This window comes from Streptomyces sp. NBC_00237 (genome assembly GCF_026342435.1).
GTDB lineage: Bacteria > Actinomycetota > Actinomycetes > Streptomycetales > Streptomycetaceae > Streptomyces.
Genome location: NZ_JAPEMT010000001.1, coordinates 1993223 through 2015336 on the forward strand (window position 1 = coordinate 1993223; position 22114 = coordinate 2015336).

A 22114-nucleotide genomic window follows, 5' to 3' on the forward strand; every position below is an offset into this window, starting at 1 on the left:
CATGCGCGCTGCCGTACTGCACGAGATAGGACAGGACAAGCTTGAAGTCCTCGACGACGTCGAGGCGGTGGGCTTCGGCCCGGGCAAGGTGAAGATCCGGGTGCGGGCCACCGGGCTCTGCCACTCCGACGTCTCCGCGATGAACGGCGTCCTGCCGCAGCCCGCCCCCTTCATCCCCGGCCACGAGGGCGCGGGCGAGATCGTGGACGTCGGCGACGGCGTCGAGGGGCTGACGGCGGGCGACCGCGTCCTGGTCTGCTGGCTCCCCGCCTGCGGGACGTGTCCGGCCTGCAAGCGCGGCCAGACGCAGCTCTGCCTCGCCGGTTTCATGAACGCGGGCACCCCCAACTTCAAGCGCCCCGGCGGTGACGTCTTCGGCTTCGCCGGAACCGGCACCTTCACCGAGGAGGTCGTGGTCGGCGCCGGTTGCGCGGTCCCGATCCCCGACGACGTCCCCTTCGAGATCGCCGCGCTGATCGGCTGCGGGGTGACGACGGGACTGGGCGCCGCCATCAACACGGCACAGGTGCAGGCCGGTTCGTCGGTCGCCGTCATCGGCTGCGGGGGAGTGGGCATCTCCGCGATCCAGGGGGCGCGGGTGCAGGGCGCGGCGCAGATCGTCGCCGTCGACCCGGTCGCCTCGCGTCGGGAGGCCGCGCGGAGGTTCGGCGCGACGGAGGCGGTGTCGCCGGACGAACTGGCCGACGCCAAACAGCGGATCACGGCAGGGGAGGGCTTCGACTACGTCTTCGAGGTCGTGGGCAAGTCCGCCACCGCCAGGACCGCGTACGAGGCGACCCGGCGCGGCGGCACGCTCTGCGTGGTCGGCGCGGGCGCGATGGACGACTACTTCCAGGTCAACATGTTCGAGCTGTTCTTCGACGAGAAGCGGATCCTGCCGTCGATGTACGGGGGCGGGGACGTGCTGCGTTCGTACGAGCGGGCCATCGCGCTGTGGCGGGCGGGGCGCATCGACCTGGAGAGCATGATCACGCACCGGGTCCAGCTGGCGGAGATCAACGAGGCCCTGGAACAGATGCGGACGGGCGTGGCCCTCCGTACGTCCATCGCACTCTGAACCGAACTGTCCTGCGGAGAAAGGGAGTTGCCGGATGTCACTGCCCCTGGAAGGGCTTTCCGCGATCGTCACGGGTGCGGGCCGGGGGCTCGGCCGGGCCGAGGCCGTCGAACTCGCCCGGCTCGGCGCGAGCGTGGTCGTCAACGACTTCGGACAGCCGGGCCGGGACGGCTCGGGCGCCGCGTCCGCCGGGCCCGCGGAGGAGGTCGTGGCGGAGATCAGGGCGGCCGGGGGCGCGGCCGTGGCCCATCTCGGAGACGTCGCCGACTTCGAACAGGCCCGTGGGCTGGTGGAGTTGACGGTGCGGGAGTTCGGGAAGCTGGACGTCCTGGTGAACAACGCGGGCATCCTGCGGGACCGGATGATCTTCTCGATGAGCGAGGAGGAGTGGGACTCGGTGATCCGGGTCCACCTGAAGGGTCACTTCAACACGACGCACTTCGCGGCCGTGCACTGGCGGGAGAGGTCGAAGGGGGCGGGCGGGCCGGTGTACGGGCGGATCGTCAACACCTCGTCGGAGGCTTTCCTCGCAGGGTCGGCGGGCCAGCCGAACTACGCGGCGGCGAAGGGGGGCGTGGTCGGGCTGACGACGTCGACGGCGCTGGCGCTGCGGAAGTACGGGGTGACGGCGAACGCGATCTGTCCTCGGGCGCGGACGAGGATGACGGAGGACGTGTTCGCGGGGTTCGCCGAGGAGGCCGGTCCTGGTGGCCTGGACGCGCTCGCCCCCGAGCACGTGGCGCCGCTGGTGGGGTACTTGGCGTCGCCTGCGGCGGGGCGGGTGAACGGGCAGTTGCTGGTGGTGCACGGGGGGATGGTGGCGGTGGTGGAGAGGCCGAGGGTGGCGGCGAAGTTCGACGCGGAGAAGGGGGTGTTTTCGTACGGGGAGCTGGATGAGGTGCTGTCGGGGTATTTCGGGGGGCGGCCGGATGGGGAGACGTTTGGGGCGGGGGAGGTGTTGGGGCTGAAGCGGGGGTAGGGGGGCGGGGCGGGGGCTGGGGTTCCGGCCGCCTTCGGCGGGGGATCCCCCCTCTCCGCCCCTTCCCTCAAGTGCTTGCCGCGCGGCTGGTCGCGCAGTTCCCCGCGCCCCTCAATGCCCCTTATGGGGGCAAAATTCAGCCCGTCGAGGGGGTCCCCCCTGCTCGAGCGAAGCCGAGAGCTTGGGGGAGATTGAGGACGCGCGGGCGAAGCCCGTGCAGGGGGCGAGGGGCGTAGCCCCCATCCTTAACGCCAGCCCCGTCAGGGTTGAGGTGAAGGGGTGGGGCTGGGGTGGCCCGCCGCAGGCGAACACGAGAGCGGACCGCTCGGCACCGCGATCAGCGTCGCCGCCACCGCCACCGGCACCCGTACCGGCACCGCCGTCCGCACCATCGCCGGCGCCGCCGCGTGCACGGACGCCGGTACTCCCGCCCCCACCCCCAGCGGATCCGGCACCGCTTCGGCCACCGGACCCCCGCCGGGCCCGCTCATCGGACGTACGACCCGGGTGATCGGCCCGAGCACGGAGGGAGGAGAAGGGGAAGAGGGAGGAGAAGAGGGAGGCGGCGGCGGGGGCGGCGCAGATGCCGCCCCCTCCTCCTCCTGTCTCGCCCGCACCCCGATCCTGTGCATCCGCCCCGTCAGCGAAGCCTGCTGAAGGGGGACCGGCCTCCAGGCCGCCGCCGGAGCCCCACCGGACGGGTCCGACGGTACGCAGTCCGGCGGTAGGGAGCCCGGCAGTACGGAGCCCTCCGGCGCCGCGGCCCCGGACGCGCAGGCCCCGGCCTCCGGGACCCCGCCCGCCCCCGCCTCCTCCTCCGGCGGAACCTCCACCCCGACCACCCCGCAAGGAACCGCCCCCGTCGCGAACGGCAGCCTCAGCACCCCCTCCCTGGTCCACAGCCCCGCCCCCGCCAACCACCCACCCGGCGGCGCGAGCTGGAACAGGCGGCGGTCCGCCGGGCGCCACACCCCCACCCAACTCCCCGGCGCGGGTCCGGCAGATCCCGGCGCGCGGTCGATGCGTACCGCCACCGCACACGCCTCCGGCATCAGCACCTGACCCGGCTGCGCGGCGAAGGGTGTCAGGACGCAGCCGTCCAGCCGCAGGCAGTCGGGGAAGCGCACCGGGCGGGTGCTGCCGAGCACGCCCCAGCCGAGCCGGTCCTCGCCCGGCGCGTCCGACCGGATCACGATCAGGCCGCTGTCCGGGTCGGCGAGGAGCAGCCGGTCGTGGCTGTGTTCGGCGATCTGGAGGAGGGGGGTCACCTCGCCGCCCCGCTCCAGGTCCACGGCGACCGCCTTCACCACCCCGTTCGCCGCCTCCCGGTCCAGGGCGAGCATCCGCCCGGTGCGGTCCAGCCAGACCCCGCCCGTGCACCGGCCCGGCACCTCCGCCACGTGCTCGGGCCCGAACGCCCCGCCCGCCACCAGCCAGACCGCCGTCGACTGCGGCCCGACGGCCAGCGCGTACGCGGCACTGCCGTTGGGTGCGGGCGGCAGCAGTCGCAGCGGGCCCGCCCCGAACTCCACCGCACCCAGCGGGAGTTCACCGGTCGAAGGTCCCGTCGGGTACAGGAGCGAGAAGACGTGCCGCCCCGCCACCTCCCGGTGGATCAGCACCCGCCCGTCCGCCAGCGGCAGCACCTCCGTGCCGGGCTCCTCCGGCTGGTCCGCCGGGAGCGGCACCGCGTACGGCTCGGGGCCGTCCAGCGTCCAGCGCTCCGGGAACCACGCCTCGCCGTCCCCGGCCAGCCGGGCGGCGTACGAACCGTCCGCGGCGATCGTGAACCCGCTGCGGTGCACCGCACCGCCCTCCGAGGCGGTCTCGATGGCACAGGCTGTCATGGGATCCGTCACCTCCGTGGTCTCCGCCGTGACCTCCGCGATCTCCGTATGCGGGGTCTCCGCGGGGTCTCCGCGTGGTCTCGGTGGCGACGCTAGTTTTCGCGTTTCCCGCCGGACAACACGAGTCACCTCTCTTCACACATACGGGTGGCCGTCCGGTCGTTCGACCGGTATCGCGCGGACCGGTGTGCTCGCGGACCGGGAGTTCCGGCCGACCGGCGGACGGGGCACGTACGCCAGGTAGCCTTGTGGCGTGCCCCGTCTGTCTGAAGTCATCGCCGCGCTCGACGCCCTCTGGCCCCCCGAGCGGGCCGAGAGCTGGGACGCCGTCGGTACGGTCTGTGGCGATCCCGACACCGAGGTGAACCGGGTCCTGTTCGCCGTCGACCCCGTCCAGGAGATCGCCGACGAGGCTCTCCGGCTCGGCGCGGACCTGATCGTCACCCACCACCCGCTCTATCTGCGCGGTACGACGACGGTCGCGGCCGGTCACTTCAAGGGCCGCGTCGTGCACACCCTGATCAGGAACGACATCGCCCTGCACGTCGCGCACACCAACGCCGACACCGCCGACCCCGGCGTCTCGGACGCGCTCGCGGCCGCCCTCGGCCTCCGGGTCACCGGCCCCCTCGTACCGGATCCGAGCGATCCGCACGGGCGTCGCGGCCTCGGCAGGCTGTGCGAGCTGGATCACCCGATGACCGTCCGCGAGTTCGCCGCGCACGCCGCGAAGTCGCTGCCCGCCACCGCGCAGGGCATCCGCTTCGCGGGCGACCCGGAGGCGACGGTCCGTACGGTCGCGGTCTCCGGCGGCTCGGGCGACAGCCTCTTCGCGCGGGTCAGGGCGGCCGGTGTGGACGCGTTCCTGACCGCGGACCTGCGCCACCACCCCGTCTCCGAAGCCCGTGAGGAAGCCCGCGGGCAGGCCCGCGAGACGGCCCCGACTCCCGCGCTGTTCGACGCCGCGCACTGGGCCACCGAGTGGCCCTGGTGCGAGCAGGCCGCGTCGCAGCTCGAAGCGATTTCCGACCGCGAGGGGTGGCACCTGCGGGTGCACGTCTCGGCGACGGTCACCGACCCCTGGACATCCCACTTCTCTTCTCCTGGAGCCCCCAACTGAACGCCGCGCCCGCCGACCAGATCCGACTTCTCGACGTCCAGGCCCTCGACGTACGGCTGTCGCAGCTCACCCACAAGCGCACGTCGCTGCCCGAGCACGCCGAGATCGAGTCGCTCACCAAGGACCTCACCCAGCTCCGCGACCTGCTGGTCGCCGCGCAGACCGAGGAGAGCGACACCGCCCGCGAGCAGACCAAGGCCGAGCAGGACGTCGACCAGGTCCGCCAGCGCGCCGCCCGCAACCAGCAGCGCCTGGACTCCGGTGCGATCACCTCGCCCAAGGACCTGGAGAACCTCCAGAAGGAGATCGTCTCGCTGGCCAAGCGCCAGGGTGACCTGGAGGACGTCGTCCTGGAGGTCATGGAGCGCCGCGAGTCCGCGCAGGAGCGCGCCGCCGAGCTGACCGAGCGCGTGGGCGCGGTCCAGGGCAAGGTCGACGACGCCACCGCGCGCCGCGACGCCGCGACCGCCGAGTTCGACGGGGAGGCCGCGAAGGTCTCCAAGGAGCGCGAGGTCGTCGTCGCCTCCATCCCCGCCGACCTGGTCAAGCTGTACGAGAAGCTGCGCACGCAGTCCGGCGGGGTGGGCGCCGCCCGCCTCTACCAGCGCCGCTGCGAGGGCTGCCAGCTGGAGCTGAACATCACCGAGGTCATGGAGGTCCGCGCCGCGGCCCCCGACGCGGTGCTGCGCTGCGAGAACTGCCGCCGCATCCTGGTCCGTACGTCGGACTCGGGGATCTAGTGCCGATGGCGCGCACTGTCGTCGTCGAGGCCGACGGAGGCTCCCGGGGCAACCCGGGGCCCGCCGGATACGGTGCGGTCGTCCTCGACCCGCAGACCGGCGAGACGCTGGCCGAGGCCGCCGAGTACATCGGCGTCGCCACGAACAACGTCGCCGAGTACAAGGGCCTGATCGCCGGGCTGAAGGCCGTCCGCGAGCTCTTCCCCGACGCCAGGGTCCACGTACGCATGGACTCCAAGCTCGTCGTCGAGCAGATGTCGGGCCGCTGGAAGATCAAGCACCCGGACATGAAGCCCCTCGCGGCCGAGGCGGCGACGATCCTGCCGCGCGCCCAGGTCCGCTACGAGTGGATCCCGCGCGAGAAGAACAAGCACGCGGACCGGCTCGCCAACGAGGCCATGGACGCGGGCAAGAAGGGCAAGCAGTGGGAGCCCTCGGGCTCCACCGCCGCCCTGAAGGGCCCGGCTCCGGAGCCTCGCGTGGTCGGCGACGCGACCGCCGGTGCGGCGAAGGCGCGGGCGGCGCTGGCGGGGGCCCGCAAGGCCGCCCCCGTGGCGGACGAGGGACTCTTTCCCCTCGACGCCGCCCTCGACGCCGCCCTTGACGCAGACCTCGACGCCGCCTTCGACGCCCACCTCGACGTCGCCGAGGCTCCGGCCGTGACCCCCTCCGTCGGCTGGGGTCCCGCAGCCGATATGGGCGCGCCCGCCACGCTCGTCCTGCTGCGGCACGGCGAGACGCTGCTCACCCCGGAGAAGCGCTTCTCGGGCAGCGGCGGCAGCGACCCCGAGCTCTCGGCCGTGGGCCGCAAGCAGGCCGAGGCGGTCGCCGCCTCGCTCGCCGCGCGCGGCACGATCCAGGCGGTCGTCAGCTCCCCGCTGACCCGCTGCCGCGAGACGGCCGACGCGGTCGCCACCCGCCTCGGGCTGCCCGTACGCATCGATAAGGACCTGCGCGAGACGGACTTCGGCGCCTGGGAGGGCCTGACGTTCGCCGAGGTCAGGCAGCGGTACGCGGAGGACCTCGACGACTGGCTGGCCTCCGCCGACGTCGCCCCGACCGGCGGCGGCGAGAGCTTCGCCGTGGTGGCCGAGCGGGTCGCGGCGGCCCGTGACCGCCTCGCGGAGGAGTACGCGGGCAAGACGGTCCTGGTCGTCACGCACGTCACCCCGGTCAAGACGCTCGTCCGCCTCGCGCTGGGCGCCCCGCCGGAGTCCCTCTTCAAGATGGAGCTCTCGGCGGCCTCGCTGTCGACGGTGGCCTACTACGCGGACGGCAACGCGTCCGTCCGGCTGCTGAACGACACGTCGCACCTGCGCTGAGGTCGTTGTCCGCCCGTACGTTCGCCCGTACGTTCGCCCGTACGTGAAGGGGCCCCGGCGCTGCTGAAGCGCCGGGGCCCCTTTCTGCCTGCCGGGAGGCGGTTCACCGCAGGGCGGCTGCCTCCCGGGCCAGCACCTCCACGCGGCCCCAGTCCTTGTCCGCGATCGCATCGGCCGGAAGCATCCACGTCCCGCCCACGCAGCCGACGTTGGGGAGCGCGAGGTAGGAAGGCGCGGAGGCGAGGGAGATGCCGCCGGTCGGGCAGAAACGGGCCCGGGGGAGGGGCGCGGAGAGCGACTTCAGGTACGGGGTGCCTCCGGCGGCCTCGGCCGGGAAGAACTTCATCTCGGTGACGCCGCGTTCCAGGAGCGCGACGACCTCGGACGTGGTGGAGACCCCGGGCAGGAACGGCACCCCGGACGTCCGCATGGCCTCCAGGAGGCCGTCCGTCCACCCGGGGCTGACCAGGAACCGGGCCCCGGCCGCGACGGAGTCGGCGACCTGGGCGGGGTTCAGTACCGTCCCCGCCCCGACCACGGCGTCCGGCACCCCGTCGGCGATGGCCCGTATCGCGTCGAGGGCGTCGGGGGTGCGCAGGGTGACCTCGATGGCGGGCAGCCCACCGGCGACCAGGGCACGGGCGAGCGGAACGGCGTCGGCGGCGTCGTGGAGGACGACGACGGGGACGACGGGGGCGAGGTCGAGCACGGAGGAAGAGGCCATGGGGGCATCCTGCCGGGGGCAGGGTGTCATGTGCAACGACTGTTGCGGAGTGCGCAACGCACGGTCTTCACGGGGCGGGCCCCGGAGGTCCGGGCCCCGGAGGTCCGGGCGCCCCCCCTCCACCCACTACCGTTGACCGGTCGGTCCGCGCCGGACATCCCACCCCCCCTCGAACTCGAAGGAGAATCCGTGCTCGTCCTCCTCCCGCCCTCCGAAGGCAAGGCCGCCCCGGGGCGCGGTGCCCCGCTCAAGCCCGAGGGGCTGTCGCTGCCCGGCCTGGCCGCCGCCAGGAAGGCCGTACTGGAGGAGCTCGTCGAGCTCTGCCGGGGCGACGAGGACAAGGCCCGCGAGGTGCTCGGCCTGAGCGAGGGACTGCGCGGCGAGGTCGCCAAGAACGCCGAACTGTTCACCTCGGGCACCCGCCCCGCCGGGGAGGTCTACACCGGCGTCCTGTACGACGCCCTCGACCTCGCCTCTCTCGACGCCGCCGCCCGCAAGCGCGCCCGGCAGTGGCTGCTGGTGTTCTCGGGGCTGTGGGGTGCGGTGGGGGTCGGCGACCGGATCCCCTCGTACCGCTGCTCGATGGGCGTGAAGCTGCCGGGCCTCGGCGCGCTGGGTGCGTACTGGCGGCCCGCGATGGCGGAGGTCCTGCCGCAGGCCGCCGGGAACGGCCTGGTCCTGGACCTGCGGTCCTCGGCGTACGTGGCGGCGTGGAAGCCGCAGGGGGAGGTGGCCGGACGCACGGCCACCGTGCGCGTGCTGCACGCGCAGCTGGTCGACGGCGTGGAGAAGCGCTCGGTGGTCAGCCACTTCAACAAGGCGACGAAGGGCCGGATCGTACGGGACCTGCTGGTGGCCGGAGCGGCACCCGCCGACCCCGCCGAACTGGTGGTCGCCCTGCGCGACCTCGGGCACGTCGTCGAGGCGACGGAGCCCGCGAAGGCGGGGAAGCCGTGGGCGCTGGACGTGGTGGTCCGCCAGATCCACTGACGCGGACGGAGCCGGGCCACGGGACCTCAGGCCCCTTCGGAGCACCGGGTCGATGCGCGTAGAGTGGACAGGTTGCATTTCGCCCGAATGCCCCGCAGGGCTCCGGGCGGACCCGCACTCCACCACCAGCTCTCCACCAGAGGACCCCTGTGCCCAGCTCATTGCGCGACATTCTTTCCTCCGTGGCGCAGGGGCAGTACCCGGCGCCGGACGGCCGGACCGTCGTGGTCCCGCAGCCGAGCCCCCGCGACGCGGGCGTGCTCGCGTTCACCGCGCACTCGGTGATCTTCTCGGACCAGGACCCGGAGTGGATACGGGAGACCCTGGCGCAGTCCTGTCCCGACCCCTTCTCGGCATCGCTGCACCCGGCGTTCCTGGCCGCGCTGATGGTGCGGACGGGCCGCCGCATGGACACGGTCGGCTCCCTCACCCTGGCCCCCGCGCTGCCGGGCCCGCCGCCGCTGGAGCTGACGGAGATCGAGGACCAGGACCACCCGAGGGTGGCGCGGGCCCGCAGGTACCGCGACGACGTACGGGTCTGGTCGTCCGACGGCGGCGGCATCCTGGTCATCGGGCGCGGGCTGGCCGGACGCTGGGAGACGGCGATCGAGGTCGACGAGGAGTCCCGGCACCGGGGGCTCGGCCGGGCCCTCGCTGAGTCGGCGCGGCACCTGATCCCGCTGGGTGACGTCATCTGGTCCCAGCAGGCCCCGGGCAACGCCCGCAGCGTCCGCGCCTTCCAGGCCGCCGGCTACCGCCCGGTGGGCGCAGAGGCCCTGCTGATCGCGGCCTAGCCTTTAGGGGCGCGGGGCTGTGTCGATGTGCGGCTCCGCCGCGTGGGCGCGCCCAGCCACGACGCACCCGCACGTCCCCGGGACAGCCGCGCGGCGAGCGTTTGAGGGAAGGGGCGGGGAGGGGAGATCTCCGCCGAAGGCGGCCTGAACCCCGGCCGACGACGACCCTGCTGGCGCACGCCCGGCCGCGCCCACCGATGGGGCTACGCCCCTCGCCCCCTGCCCGGGCTCCGCCCGCCCGTCCTCAATCGCCGGACGGGCTGGAATGGGTACGCCCGCGCGTCCTCCCGGCGCCGGACGGGCTGGAATGGGCGCGCCCGTCCGTCCTCCCGGCGCCGGACGGGCTGGAATGGGCGTGCCCGCCTGCCCCCCCCACGCCAGACGGGCGGGAATGGCTCTGCCCCCGCGTCCTCCGGACGTCGAACGGGCTGGAATGGGCGCGCCCGTCCGTCCTCCCGGCGCCGGACGGGCTGGAATGGCTGCGCCCGCCCGTCCTCAATCGCCGGACGGGCTGGAATCTGCGCCCGCCTGCTCCCCAACGCCAGACGGGCGGGAATGGCTCTGCCCCCGCGTCCTCCCGACGCCGGACGGGCGGAACTGTCCTACGCTCGACCCATGCCCCGCCGCCACATCCACGTCACCGGAATCGGCACCGGCACCAGCACCAGCGCCGAAGCCGCCCCCCTCCGCGAGGCCCTCCGCTCCCTGCGGGTGAGCATGGACGTCCCCGCCGACCCCTCCGGCCCCGCCGCCTTCCCGCCCGACGTCCTTGCCGAGGCCGAGCACGCCGCCCAGCACCCCGCCCTTCCCCCCGCCCCGTTCGACGCCACCGGCCTCCCCCTCTTCACCATCGACCCGCCCACCTCCACCGACCTCGACCAGGCCATGCATCTGGCCCGCCGGCAAGGGGGCGGCTACCGCGTCCACTACGCCATCGCGGACGTCGCCGCGTTCGTCACCCCGGGCGGCGCCCTCGACGCCGAGGCGCACCGCCGCGTCACCACCCTGTACTTCCCCGACGAGAAGGTCCCCCTCCACCCCCGGCTCCTCTCCGAGGGCGCCGCGAGCCTCCTCCCCGGCCAGACCTGCCCGGCCCTCCTCTGGCGCATCGACCTCGACGCGGACGGCGCGACCGTCGTCACCGACGTCCGCCGCGCCCTCGTCCGCAGCCGCGCCAAGCTCGACTACGAGGGCGTCCAGCACCGGATCGACACCAACACGGCCGACGAACCCCTCGCCCTCCTGCGCACCATCGGGCTCCTCCGCGAGGAGCAGGAGCGGGCCCGGGGCGGCATCTCCCTCAACGTCCCCGAGCAGGAGATCGAGCTCCGCGACGGCGCCTACCACCTCGCCTACCGCACCCCGCTCCCCGCCGACGGCTGGAACGCCCAGATCTCCCTGCTCACCGGAATGGCCGCCGCCGACCTCATGACCGCGTCCGGCAACGGCATCCTGCGCACCCTCCCCGCCGCCCCCGACGGCGCGATCTCCCGCCTGCGCCGTACCGCGCGCGCCCTGCGCATCGACTGGCCGCACCACACGTCGTACGCCGACATCGTCCGCTCCCTGGACCCGGCGAACCCCGCCCACGCCGCCTTCCTCCAGGAGTGCACCACCCTCCTGCGCGGCGCGGGCTACACCGTCTTCACCGGCGGCGAGATCCCGGAGCACGCCCTGCACGCCGCCGTGGCCGCCCCGTACACGCACTGCACCGCACCCCTGCGCCGTCTCGTCGACCGGTACGCGGGCGAGCTGTGCCTCGCGGCGGTGGCGGGGGAGGAGCCCCCGGAGTGGGTGATGTCCGCCCTGTCCGAACTCCCCAAGGAGATGACGGAGGGCACCCGCCGCCAGAACACCGTCGAGCGCGAGTGCGTCGACATCGTCGAGGCGGCCCTCCTCAAGGACCGCGTCGGGGAACTCTTCGACGCCCACGTCGTCGACGTCAAGGACCACGAACCGACGGTCGGCACCGTCCAGTTGGACAGTGCCGGCCTCGCCGTCATCGCCCGTGTCGAGGGCGGCGGCACCCTCCCCCTCGGCGAACGCATCCAGGTCAGGCTGACGCAGGCAGACCCCGGGACGGCGAAGGTCCAGTTCCGGCCCGCGTGACGGACGGAGCGGGATCGGCGCCGCCCCGCTCCCGCCACGCCGCCACCAGCCCCCGCGCGTCGTCCGCGTGGAAGTGCACGACCGTCACCGGCCGCCGCTTCCCGAGCAGCGACACCGCCTCCACCGGCTCGTTCAGCCGCACCGTCACCGAGGTCTGCGAGGCCACCGCCAGCTCCAGCGCGTCGTCCCCCGCCTGCCCCGGGTTGAGCCGCAGGTCGTACCGTACGGACGCGATCCGCCCGGCCGGGATCGTCACGTCGACGTGCGCCCCCGACCGCACCCGCAGCCCGCCGTCCTCCCGTACGACATGCGGCCGCGTGACGGCCGCCGCGTGCAGCCCCAGGACCAGCACGACGGTGTACACATCCACCACCAGGAACACCTTCTGCACCACCGGCAACGCGGCCAGCAGCACATGCAGCCCCACCGTCTCCACCACACACACGAACGTGAACCCGTAGAGCAGCGCCGCCTGCGCCTTCGCATGCCCGAACGCCACATCACCCGGCCCGACCCCGTGCCGCCGCCGCGCCACCCACCGCCCGAGCGACGCCAGCACCCGCAGCTCGTGCCCCAGCATCCGCCGCACCGGCTCCGGCACCAGCTCCGCCACCGCCTCCCGCCCCGTCAGCCCCCGCCTCCGCAGACGTACGAAGAGAAGGACCTCGGCCAGCACCACCAAGACCACCAGCGCCTCGGCCACCAGCAACAGGCGGCCCGGCACCCGCACCCCCGCCAGCAGGCACCCGGCCAACGCCAGCTCCCCGGGAACCGCGGCGTACGCCAGCCCCCTGACCACCTTCTTCACGACCCCTCCCGTTCCCCGACGATGTCCATGGCCCGCAGCACGGCCCGCGCCTGCGCCGGGGCGAAGTCCGCGAAGAACGCCCTGAGGACGGGATCGTCGGGCTCCGGCGCGGACCCCGGGTCCCACAGCCCGCCCGGAATGCACGCGGCCAGCGCCTCGGCGGCCTCCCCGACCCGGGGATCCTCCGCATCCGCGTCCACCAGGGCGTCCAGCAGCGCGTACACCTCCCGCACCCGCTCCGCCGCCCCGGGCGTCTCGACGAACGCGTCCCGCATGGCCGCGAGCAACGGTCCCCGCACCTCCTCGGGCGCCGTCGTCTCCAGCAGCGTCAGGATCTCCCGGTCCCTCGCCGCCATCCCGCCCGAGGGCTCCGGCAGCTCCCGCAACAGCTCCGCCAGCTCCTCCGAGACCGGCCCCTCCGCCGTCAGCTCCCCGGCCTCCGCCTGCGCCAGCAGCACCCCGATCCGCTCGCGCCGCCGCCGGAGCTGCTCCTCCTGCCGCGCCAGATCCTCGTCCAACTCCCCGAGTACTTCGACGAGTTCACGCCCAGCGTCGTCCCGCACCACATCCCGTACTTCGTCCAGCCCGAGCCCCAGCTCCGTCAGCCGCCTGATCCGGGCCAGCACCACGGCGTCCCGCATCCCGTACTCGCGGTACCCGTTCGCCCGCCGTACGGGCTCGGGCAGCAGCCCGACGTGGTGGTAGTGCCGCACCGCCCGCGGGGTCACCCCGACGAGGGCGGCGATCTCTCCGATCCGCATCCCCTTGCTCATGCCCCCAGTAGAAACCTTGCCGCTGCGTCAAGGTCAAGGCGAACGCCGCCGCCCGGGCGGGGTCCGGCGTCCCCCACCCCTCCGGGTAGCATGGTCGGCACGGCAGACGAGTCGGCCGGACGGCCGCGTGGGGTCCCTTCGGGGGCCTCCCGAGGAACGTCCGGGCTCCACAGGGCAGGGTGGTGGCTAACGGCCACCCGGGGTGACCCGCGGGACAGTGCCACAGAAAACAAACCGCCTGGGGCCGCAAGGCCCCCGGTAAGGGTGAAACGGTGGTGTAAGAGACCACCAGCGCCTGAGGTGACTCAGGCGGCTAGGTAAACCCCACCCGGAGCAAGGTCAAGAGGGACCGTCGCAAGACGGTCCTGCGCGGACGTCCGAGGGCTGCTCGCCCGAGTCCGCGGGTAGACCGCACGAGGCCGGCGGCAACGCCGGTCCTAGATGGATGGCCGTCTCCACGGCCGCCGCGAGGCGACCGTGAGACAGAACCCGGCGTACAGGCCGGCTCGTCTGCCCCCTCCCTCCCTGCAAGGGGGCGGGGGCCTATCGCCTCTTTGCTGCTCCGGCCGCCTGCTGTGGAGCTGACCAGCGCGCATGGCCCGCCCGCTGGGTTTCCGATATGCAGGTCGAAGTCAGGGAGAACCATGTACAAAGCATGTACATACTGAGTCCATGCTCAAAGTGATGATCGCCGAGGATCTTGCTGTGATCCGCTCCGGTCTGGTCAAGGTGCTCGAAGGGGCCTTCGGTATCACCGTCGTGGCACAAGTGGGCCGGGGCGACGAAGCAGTACGGGCTGCGCTCGCCGCAACCCCTGACGTTGCCGTGCTGGACATAAACATGCCCGGTGGTGACGGTCTGGCCGTTGCCGGGGACCTGCGCGTCCAAGTGCCCTCGTGCAGAACGCTGCTGTTGACCGCACTCGATCGGCCCGGCTTGGTGCGTAGGGCACAGGAAGTCGGGGCCGCGGGTTTTCTGCTGAAGTCGGCCACGGCCGAAGAGTTCCTCGAAGCCGTCCGTGTCGTTGCTTCGGGAGGCCGGATCATCGATCCCGCCCTGGCGGCCGCAGCTCGGGAAAGCGGAGTCTGCCCCCTGGCCAAGCGTGAGCTGGAGGTCCTGCGATGTGCCCGAACTGGTGCAAGTGCGGCGGAGATCGGGGCCGATCTGTTCCTCGGGGTAGGGACGGTTCGTAACCTGTTGTCTGCTGCGAAGGCGAAACTCAGGGCGCGGACACTGCTGGACGCGGTGCGCATCGCTGAGCGCAATGGCTGGATCTGACCGATCAAACGAGCGGCAGGTGCGCCTCCAGTCGGAAGTGATTCCGAGGCCGATGTTCCGTCGTGACGGTGCCCCCGAGTGCCGTGGCGCGCTCCTTGAGATTCGTCAGACCTGTCCCAGGGATGGTTCCTTCGGGCTTCTCGGCGTAGTCATTGGTGACTCTGAGACAAGCGGCGCCCTCCCGCCAGGTCAGTTCGACGAGGCAGGTCCTCGCATTGCTGTGGTGCAGTACGTTCGCGACTGCCTCACGCAGGACGACTGCCAAGCAGTGGTCGACTTCGGGCGGCAGGGAAAGAGGGGCGACCTCGCTACGTACGGTGATTCCTACCTCGGCGAGTGTTCGTCCCGTTCTGGCCATTTCCGTCCGCAGGTCCAAAGTGGTCTCACCACGGGAGACTTGCCGGAGCTCAACGAGGGCCCCTCGGGCGAGTCGGGCGATTCCGGGAAGCGCTGCCGCAGAGGTAGCTGCCTCTGCGCGGTGAGCCAGTTGCGCGAGCCTCGAACCGACGATGTCGTGCAAGTCCCGGGCGAGCCGGGCCCGTTCGTCCTGCGCGGCGGACTGTGCGGTATGTGCCTGAGTGGCGCGTAGCCGGGCAGCAAGCAGGGCCAACTGTGAGATGCCGAAGATGCTCGCGCCGGTGATGAGGGTCGTGAGCAGTACGGCGAGACCGCTGCGGTGCTCGTACTTGAGCCCCCTCACCAGCAGCGGCCCACTGGCGCAGACCGCTGCGGCGATGATGAGCGAGGCAGGGCGAGGCACGGTCAGCAAGACCGCCCCCGCGAGGAAGCCGAGCAGGCTGAGCCATGGCAGGTGCAGGACGAGGATCGGTCCATACGTGAGCGTGTTCTGCGCGAACAGCAGCGCGCAGCGCGCTTTGTAAGGCAGCCGATACGGGGGAGGTGCGTATTGGCCCAGCATGACGGCCGGCATCAGAATCAGCAGGATCAGTGCACTGACGTATGCGCGCCGACTCACGGGGAGAGCTGACAGGTCCAGGACCAAGAGCGCGATGCTTCCACAGACAAGCAGGGCAAGCGGTTGCAACACCATCCAATGCCCGCGCGCGGGGCGTCGCCTCACAGGAAGGCTGAACACGGGACTCCTCCGGGGGTGCGACATACCACTGCGCTCTTCACGGGAGCACCATGTCTCATCAACAACACTCGTGAAAACCTCACTATTTTCGTGAGAGCTTCACATGATCCGATCCAGGGAGGAATGTATACCGACCGGATGGATCGTCGAAGTGACGCTTGACAGAGAAGTGCCTCTCGGACTTTGGAGGGGGAGACGGGTCCGCCCCCATCGTTCCCTCCCGCACGTCGCACTGGCCGTGGCGGCGGTGCTTGCCGCCGAGACCGCCCTTGTGGCAGCGGAAACGGGGCAGGCTTTCGCCAACCCTGCGAGGGTGCAACCTCCAGCGGTACAGAAGAAGGGTCTCGCGAAATCTGCGACGTCCGCGGCTGACATCCCGTCCGCTCGCGTAGCAGCCCGGCTGGCCGGTCATCGTGTGCAGGCCCTGTCGGAGCTGACGGAGACGTCGACGACGTGGGTGAACAAGGACGGCACGCTGACCACCGAACTGTCGGCCGCCCCGGTCCGCTTTCGGCGGAGCGGCAACTGGACCGACATCGACGTGGCGTTGCGCAGTACCGCGACTGGCGCGGAATCAGCCGCGCATCCGCGGGGACTGACGGTGGGCGGGAAGTCGGCCAAGGCGGTTTCGCCGCTGGTGTCGCTGGGGTCCGGTGAGCAGAAGCTCGCTCTGCAGTGGCAGGGGGCACTGCCCGCGCCGAAGCTTTCGGGTGCGCGTGCGGTGTACGCCGAGGCTCTGCTGGGGGCAGATGTTGCGGTGGAGGCGACGCGTACGGGGTTCGAGCAGTCGGTGGTGCTGAAGAAGCGCCCGGCTGCTTCCGGGTTCTCCTACACGCTGCCGCTGGGGCTGGACGGTGTGACGGTTCAGCAGCAGGCGGACGGCAGCCTGGTGCTGCTGGACAAGAGGCGCAAGCAGTGGGCTGTCATGTCCGCGCCGCAGATGTGGGATGCGTCCCGCGATTCCTCGTCGGGTGAGCCGGGACGCCGTGTTCCGGTGTCGGTGAAGGTCACGGGCAAGGGGAACGCGACGGCGCTGGTGTTCAGCCCGGACGTGAAGTTCCTCGCGGACCCCAGGACCCAGTTCCCCGTCACGATCGGGACCGCGCTCTCCACGCAGACCAAGCCCGCACAGGCCGTTGCGCAGCGCGGCGTGAAAGGCAACCGGGCGGCCGGCTCTGAGCTGGGGTTGGGCAACCCGGGGACGGTCGGTGCGGACGGAGCGGTACAGACAGCCCAGTCCTTCCTCACCGTGGACACCTCCGCGCTTGCGGGCATGAAGGTCTCCGCTGCCCAGCTGCAGATGTTCGGCTCGGGCGAGGACGCCAAGGCCAAGGCTGCGGGCTGGGAGGTGTGGTCCACCAGCGGCAGTGCTGCCGACGTGTCGGGCTGGGACAAGCGCCCGGAGCTGACGAAGAAGCAGGCCGCGTCCCGTCCGGCGGCGGGCGGGTGGGCCAGTGCCGATCTCACCCCCCTGGTGCAGGACTGGGCGAAGACCAAGGCACCGGCAGGCACCCTCGCGCTGAAGGCGTCCGACGAGAAGACTCCCGGCGGCTGGCAGGAGGTCAACTCCGCTGCCGCGGCGGAGAACACCCCGAAGCTGGTGGTGACGTACGCGTCGGCACCGAACGTGGGCTCCAAGCGGGGAGCGGGTCCGCCGTTCTTCTCCGCCAACGGCACCTACGCGGTCAACACCCTCACCCCGGTGCTCCGTGACGTCCTCTCGGACAAGGACGGCGACAAGGTCCGCGCCGCCTTCAAGATCGAGGAGGCCGACAGCGGAACCCGGATCGGGAACCTGATCGACTCCGCGTTCGTGCCCTCTGGGCAGGCGGCCTCGGTCACTGTTCCGGCCGGTCTGCTGGCCAACGGCAAGGAGTACAAGTTCCAGACCCAGACCTACGACGGGACGTCCTACAGCAACTGGTCGGAGTGGCGGCGCTTCGCCGTCGACACCAGCAACCCGTCCGCACCCGTCTCGGTCACTTCGACCGACTACCCGGCCAACGCGTGGGTCAAGGGCGAGGGCCAGGCCGGTGATTTCACGGTCAAGCCCCCGGCCGCCGACCACCAGTGGATCGAGTGGTCGTTGGACGGGGTGAACTGGACCAAGGTCGAGACCGGCGGCACTCCTGCCGACCGCACCTTCAAGGTCACCCCGCCACGCAACGGCACCCACACCCTCCAGGTCCGCAGCGTGGACCGGGCGGACAACAAGTCCGAGGCCAAGGAGTACGTCTTCCACGCCGGGTCCAGCGGCTTCGCGCAGCCCGGCGAGGGCGAGCGCACCGCGGGCAAGCTGCCGCTGGCGGTGGAGACCGAGACCGGCAAGTTCAACAAGGCAACCTTCTCCTGGCGCCGCTCGGCCGCCGACAACTGGGCCCAGATACCCGCGGGCAGTGTCACCGCGAACGGCACCGCGTTGGCCGCGTGGCCGGTGGACGTCACCGCGGGCAAGACCGCACCGCTGGTGTGGAACGCCACCGCAACGGTCCCCGTCAACGGCAGCGTCCAGATCAAGGCCGACTTCACCGGCCCTGGCGGCGCCACTGGCACCACCGCGCCGTTGAGCGTGATCGTCGACAAGGACGGCGACGGGGCCGCCTCCACCGAGGTGGGCCCGGGTTCGCTGAACCTGCTCACCGGCGACTACACCCTGAGCGCCACCGACGCCTCGTTCTTCGGCCTCACCGCCACCCGTACCTTCTCCTCCCGGTCTCCCACCAAGGGGCTGTACCAGGAGGGGCAGGCTTCGATCTTCGGCAAGCAGTGGGTGTCCGGCACGCTCGCCGAACTGTCCGAATCGGATTACAGCCACATTCGCCGGGTCTCCGACACCGCGGTCGACGTGGTGACTGACGAGGGCGACGCCATCCACTTCACCGCGAACGCGGCCAAGACCGGATGGATTCCGGAAACCGGCTCGGAGTCCCTCACCCTCAAGGGCAGTGTCACCGGCACGTTCACGCTCTCCGACACCGAGGGAAGCACCACCACCTTTGCCAAGCCCGACGCCGGTGCCACTACCTGGCAGGTGTCCACCTCGGAGGTGGAGGCGACGGAGAACTCCGCGACGAAGGTGATCTCCGAGACGGTCACGGTCGGCGGGAAGAAGCTGGCCCGCCCCAAGAAGATCATTGCCCCGACGTCGGCTGCCACTGCGGCGGCGTGCGACCTGAATCCGGCGCTGAAGGGCTGCCGCATTCTGGAGTTCGACTACGCGAGCGCCACCACCGCCACTGGTGACAAGGCCGCGGCCGAGTTCGGTGACTTCTCCGGTCAGGTCAAGCAGATCAAGCTCTGGGCCACTCAGCCCGGTGCGGGCAACGCCACCGCCACTGCGGTGCAGACCTACCGTTACGACAAGTTGGGCAACCTGCGCCAGACCTGGGACCCGCGCCTGGGCCAGGAGACGGCCACGAGTTACGCCTACTTCGAGGACCGCGTGGTGTGGATGGCCCCTGCTGGGGAGCTTCCGTACACCTTCAGCTACGACACCATCGGCTCCGGCGCAGCACCCGGCGCGGGCATGCTGGTCAAGGTCTCCCGCCCCACCCTCAAGCAGGGCACTGCCGACGAGACCGGCCCGGCCGCGGTGGACACCGTGGTCTACGGCGTCCCGCTGACCGGCGCGAAGGCACCGTTCGAGACCAAGGACGCAGGGCACTGGGGCCAGCTCGACCGCCCCAGTGACGCAACTGCCGTCTTCCCCGCCGACCAGGCGCCCACGTCCCACGCGGGCGGCGACCTCGGCAAGGGCGACTACCGGCGGGCCACCGTTCACTACCTCAACGCCTCCGGCCGCGAGGTCAACACCCTCACCCCCGGCAACAACCTCTCGGTCACCGAGTACGACCGGTTCGGCAACACCGTACGGGAGTTGAGCGCCGCCAACCGCGAACTCGCCCTGGGCACGACCGACAAGGAGAAGCAGCAGCTCACCGACCTGGGCATCATCGAGCGTCCCTGGCACGAACGCGCCGCCCTGCTCTCGACCACCTCGGTCTACGACGAGGGCGGCTCCCGGGAGATCGAGGAGTTCGGACCGCTCCGGCGGATCGACCTGACCGAGGACGTCAAGGACGGCACTACCACGCTGGTCGGCAAGGGTTCCTCCGTGCCCGCCCGGTCGTGGAAGGTCAACAAGTACGACGAGGATCGTCCCACCGACGGATCCGCCAAGGTCAAGGACAAGGTCACCTCGGTGATCACCGGTGCTCGGGTCCGTGACTTCGACTCTGTCATGGGTGAACTGCGCGTCACCAAGACTCGCTACGACTGGGCAAAGGGCCTGGCGACTCACACCGTCCAGGACGCAGGCGGTCTCGATCTCGACACCGAGACCCAGTACGACGCCCAGGGCCGCACCACCAAGCAGGTACTCCCCGGGACCAGTGGCGACCAGGCTGTCAATCTGGTTACTGCATATTGGGAAGCCGGCGGCACTGGCTGGTGCAAAGGCCGCCCCGAGTGGGCCGACAGCGTGTGCTGGACCGGACCGGCCGGCAACATCACCGGAGCGAGCGGCCAGCCTTCGCAGCTTCCTGCCACTACCAGCGAGTACGGCTACTTCGGCCAGGTCGCCAAGACCGTCAAGGAAGCCGGAGGCAAGAACCTCACCAGCGTCACCTGGTTCGACGCTGCCGGCCGCCCGGAGAAGACCGCCAGCTACAACGGCATCGGCCAGCCCCTCCCCGAAACGGCTGTCGAATACGACAAGGTCACTGGCAGGGCAACCAAGGTGACGTCCCCGACTGCGGGCACCGTTACCAAGACGTACGACAAGCTCGGTCGGCAGACTGCCTATACCGACGCTGACGGCGGCAGGACGACCACCGAGTACGATCTGCTCGACCGACCCGTCAAGGTCACCGACAGTTCGCCGTCCACCGTGACCTACACCTACGACCACAACGCCGAACCGCGCGGTCTGGTGACCCGCACCAGCGACTCCGTCGCCGGCGACTTCTCCGCCACCTACGACCAGGACGGCTCGATCGCCACCGAGAAACTCCCCGGCGGCTACACCCTGAACGTCACCGAAGACACCACCGGCGCGCCCCTGTCACGCAGCTACACCCGCGACAGCGACAACACCGCCCTCTTCAGCGACACCGTCAGCGAGTCCGTCCACGGCCAGGTCACCACCCACCAGGGCTGGGGCCGCCAGCAGTACGACTACGACAAGACCGGCCGCCTCACCGGCGTCCGCGACTTGACGGAGCAAGGCTGCATCCGGCGCGACTACGACCTGGACAAGCGCGCCAACCGCAAGGCCCTCACCACCACCCCCGGTGCCCCCGGCGCCGACTGCCCCACGGCCGGCGGCACCAACACCGTCAGCCACACCTACGACAGCGCCGACCGCCTCATCGCAGACGGCTACACCTACGACGACTTCGGCCGCACCACCACCCTCCCGGGCAGTACCCTCAGCTACTACACCAACGACCTCGTCCGCCAGCAGACCACCGGCGACAAGCGCCAGACCTGGGAACTCGACCCCGCCCTGCGCTTCCGCTCCTGGACCGTCGACACCAACACCGCCGGCACCTGGAACAACACAGCTTCCAAGGTCAACCACTACGACAGTGACAGCGACAACCCCCGCTGGATCACGGAGGACACCACCAGCGGAGCGTTGACTCGGAACGTCGATTCCGTTTCTGGGGATCTTGCTGCCACCACCAGCAGGACGGGCGATGTCGTTCTTCAGCTGACAACCGTCCATGGAGACATCGCCCTCCAGCTACCGCTCGATGCTGCCAAGCCGCCTACTGCGCTGGCAGCCGACGAGTACGGAAATCCTCGCCCAGGACAAGCAGCCACGCGATACAACTGGCTGGGTGCCAAGCAGCGTTCCACCGAGACCCTTACCGGGCTCACACTCATGGGGGCTCGTGTATACAACCCCGCGACGGGCAGATTCCTTTCCGTGGACCCGGTTTATGGTGGCAACACTTCCGCCTACGGCTACCCCGCCGACCCCATAAATGAGTACGATCTGAATGGCCAGTGGAAAATAAACTGGCGGAAGTGGACTCACCGGGCGATAAATATCGGCTCGGGATTCGTTGCGGGTGCAGCGGCTGTGGCTGTATGCGGCGCAACAGCCGGTATCGGGTGCGTCGTGATTGCTGGTGCCATTATCGGCGGCATGGTCGGCACCACCTCGCACCTTGCGGCTGACCGGGCCTTCGGCCACCGAACCACTCGTCGAGAAGCCCTTCGCTACGCCGGTACGTCGGTGGCAGGAGGGGCATTTCAGGGAGCTTTCCGCCTGCGCTATGGGGCCGGACCGGCTGTGCATGGCACAAAAAAGGCATGGAAGGGTGCCAAGTACGTCGGGAGAGGTGCTAAGCGTTTCGGCGGCGGATTCAAAAGATTTGGCCGCTCCGTGAAGAGTAGGTGGACAAAGTACCGGTCGCGACGTCGCTGACTGCCACCCATCTGACCAGT

The 22114-nt window shown here is 71.1% G+C and carries 14 protein-coding genes, 1 other RNA gene and 1 pseudogene; 11 read left to right on the top strand and 5 right to left on the bottom strand.

Annotated features, from left to right (window positions below; all coding sequences use genetic code 11):
• Position 1: 1 nt before the first annotated feature.
• Positions 2-1078 (top strand): Zn-dependent alcohol dehydrogenase, encoded by a 1077-nt coding sequence (locus OG897_RS08845; protein ID WP_266654519.1) that lies wholly within the window; start codon positions 2-4, stop codon positions 1076-1078.
• Between the two features lie 34 nt (positions 1079-1112).
• The gene (locus OG897_RS08850; RefSeq protein ID WP_266654521.1) at positions 1113-2057 is read left to right on the top strand and encodes a 3-oxoacyl-ACP reductase; all 945 of its coding nucleotides are present in this window, start codon (positions 1113-1115) and stop codon (positions 2055-2057) included.
• A 629-nt stretch (positions 2058-2686) separates the two neighbouring features.
• Here the strand turns inward: OG897_RS08850 and OG897_RS08855 are convergent.
• A pseudogene (locus OG897_RS08855) lies at positions 2687-3904 on the bottom strand (hypothetical protein); the annotation flags it as partial.
• Between the two features lie 253 nt (positions 3905-4157).
• Here OG897_RS08855 and OG897_RS08860 point away from each other — a divergent pair.
• The 3 genes from OG897_RS08860 to OG897_RS08870 are packed head-to-tail and all read left to right on the top strand — an operon-like array spanning position 4158 to position 7086.
• Entirely contained in the window at positions 4158-5024 is an 867-nt protein-coding gene (locus OG897_RS08860) for a Nif3-like dinuclear metal center hexameric protein (RefSeq protein ID WP_266654523.1), read from the top strand.
• Positions 5021-5764, top strand: a complete 744-nt coding sequence (locus tag OG897_RS08865) for a zinc ribbon domain-containing protein (RefSeq protein ID WP_266656683.1) — start codon at positions 5021-5023, stop codon at positions 5762-5764. Before OG897_RS08860 ends, OG897_RS08865 begins: the two co-directional genes overlap by 4 nt.
• Before the next feature lie 5 nt (positions 5765-5769).
• Positions 5770-7086, top strand: coding sequence for a bifunctional RNase H/acid phosphatase (locus OG897_RS08870; protein ID WP_266654526.1), 1317 nt, complete (start codon positions 5770-5772; stop codon positions 7084-7086).
• Between the two features lie 103 nt (positions 7087-7189).
• On the opposite strand, the gene eda is transcribed toward OG897_RS08870, so the two are convergent.
• Positions 7190-7810 carry a bifunctional 4-hydroxy-2-oxoglutarate aldolase/2-dehydro-3-deoxy-phosphogluconate aldolase gene (gene eda, locus OG897_RS08875; protein WP_266654528.1) on the bottom strand — a complete coding sequence of 207 codons (621 nt, stop codon included), beginning with the start codon at positions 7808-7810 and terminating at the stop codon, positions 7190-7192.
• 189 nt (positions 7811-7999) lie between these two features.
• On the opposite strand from eda, the gene yaaA reads away from it, so the two are divergent.
• The 3 genes from yaaA to OG897_RS08890 all read left to right on the top strand — a co-directional run bounded on the left by yaaA (position 8000) and on the right by OG897_RS08890 (position 11703).
• A complete protein-coding gene (gene yaaA, locus OG897_RS08880) occupies positions 8000-8800 on the top strand; it encodes a peroxide stress protein YaaA (protein ID WP_266654530.1) in 801 nt (266 codons plus the stop codon).
• 149 nt (positions 8801-8949) lie between these two features.
• Positions 8950-9594 (top strand): GNAT family N-acetyltransferase, encoded by a 645-nt coding sequence (locus tag OG897_RS08885; RefSeq protein WP_266654532.1) that lies wholly within the window; start codon positions 8950-8952, stop codon positions 9592-9594.
• 615 nt (positions 9595-10209) lie between these two features.
• Positions 10210-11703 (top strand): RNB domain-containing ribonuclease, encoded by a 1494-nt coding sequence (locus OG897_RS08890; RefSeq protein ID WP_266654534.1) that lies wholly within the window; start codon positions 10210-10212, stop codon positions 11701-11703.
• Here the strand turns inward: OG897_RS08890 and OG897_RS08895 are convergent.
• Entirely contained in the window at positions 11648-12511 is an 864-nt protein-coding gene (locus tag OG897_RS08895; protein ID WP_266654536.1) for a hypothetical protein, read from the bottom strand. The genes OG897_RS08890 and OG897_RS08895 overlap by 56 nt on opposite strands.
• Entirely contained in the window at positions 12508-13272 is a 765-nt protein-coding gene (locus OG897_RS08900) for a MerR family transcriptional regulator (RefSeq protein WP_266656685.1), read from the bottom strand. Before OG897_RS08900 ends, OG897_RS08895 begins: the two co-directional genes overlap by 4 nt.
• Positions 13273-13391: 119 nt before the next feature.
• On the opposite strand from OG897_RS08900, the gene rnpB reads away from it, so the two are divergent.
• Both rnpB and OG897_RS08910 read left to right on the top strand, forming a co-directional pair.
• An RNA gene (gene rnpB / locus OG897_RS08905) (RNase P RNA component class A) lies at positions 13392-13797 on the top strand.
• Positions 13798-13956: 159 nt separating this feature from the next.
• Positions 13957-14562, top strand: a complete 606-nt coding sequence (locus OG897_RS08910) for a response regulator transcription factor (RefSeq protein ID WP_266654538.1) — start codon at positions 13957-13959, stop codon at positions 14560-14562.
• 4 nt (positions 14563-14566) lie between these two features.
• Here OG897_RS08910 and OG897_RS08915 read toward each other — a convergent pair whose 3' ends face one another.
• Entirely contained in the window at positions 14567-15565 is a 999-nt protein-coding gene (locus OG897_RS08915; protein ID WP_266654540.1) for a sensor histidine kinase, read from the bottom strand.
• Between the two features lie 508 nt (positions 15566-16073).
• Between OG897_RS08915 and OG897_RS08920 the strand changes: the two genes are divergently transcribed.
• A complete protein-coding gene (locus tag OG897_RS08920; protein ID WP_266654542.1) occupies positions 16074-22094 on the top strand; it encodes a DNRLRE domain-containing protein in 6021 nt (2006 codons plus the stop codon).
• Positions 22095-22114: the final 20 nt, after the last annotated feature.

Bases quoted from the DNA above. Each gene is read 5' to 3' on its own strand.
- OG897_RS08845 (WP_266654519.1), top strand. From the start codon at position 2: ATGCGCGCTGCCGTACTGCACGAGATAGGACAGGACAAGCTTGAAGTC.
- OG897_RS08850 (WP_266654521.1), top strand. From the start codon at position 1,113: ATGTCACTGCCCCTGGAAGGGCTTTCCGCGATCGTCACGGGTGCGGGC.
- OG897_RS08870 (WP_266654526.1), top strand. From the start codon at position 5,770: ATGGCGCGCACTGTCGTCGTCGAGGCCGACGGAGGCTCCCGGGGCAAC.
- eda (WP_266654528.1), bottom strand. From the start codon at position 7,810: ATGGCCTCTTCCTCCGTGCTCGACCTCGCCCCCGTCGTCCCCGTCGTC.
- OG897_RS08890 (WP_266654534.1), top strand. From the start codon at position 10,210: ATGCCCCGCCGCCACATCCACGTCACCGGAATCGGCACCGGCACCAGC.
- OG897_RS08900 (WP_266656685.1), bottom strand. From the start codon at position 13,272: ATGCGGATCGGAGAGATCGCCGCCCTCGTCGGGGTGACCCCGCGGGCG.
- OG897_RS08910 (WP_266654538.1), top strand. From the start codon at position 13,957: ATGCTCAAAGTGATGATCGCCGAGGATCTTGCTGTGATCCGCTCCGGT.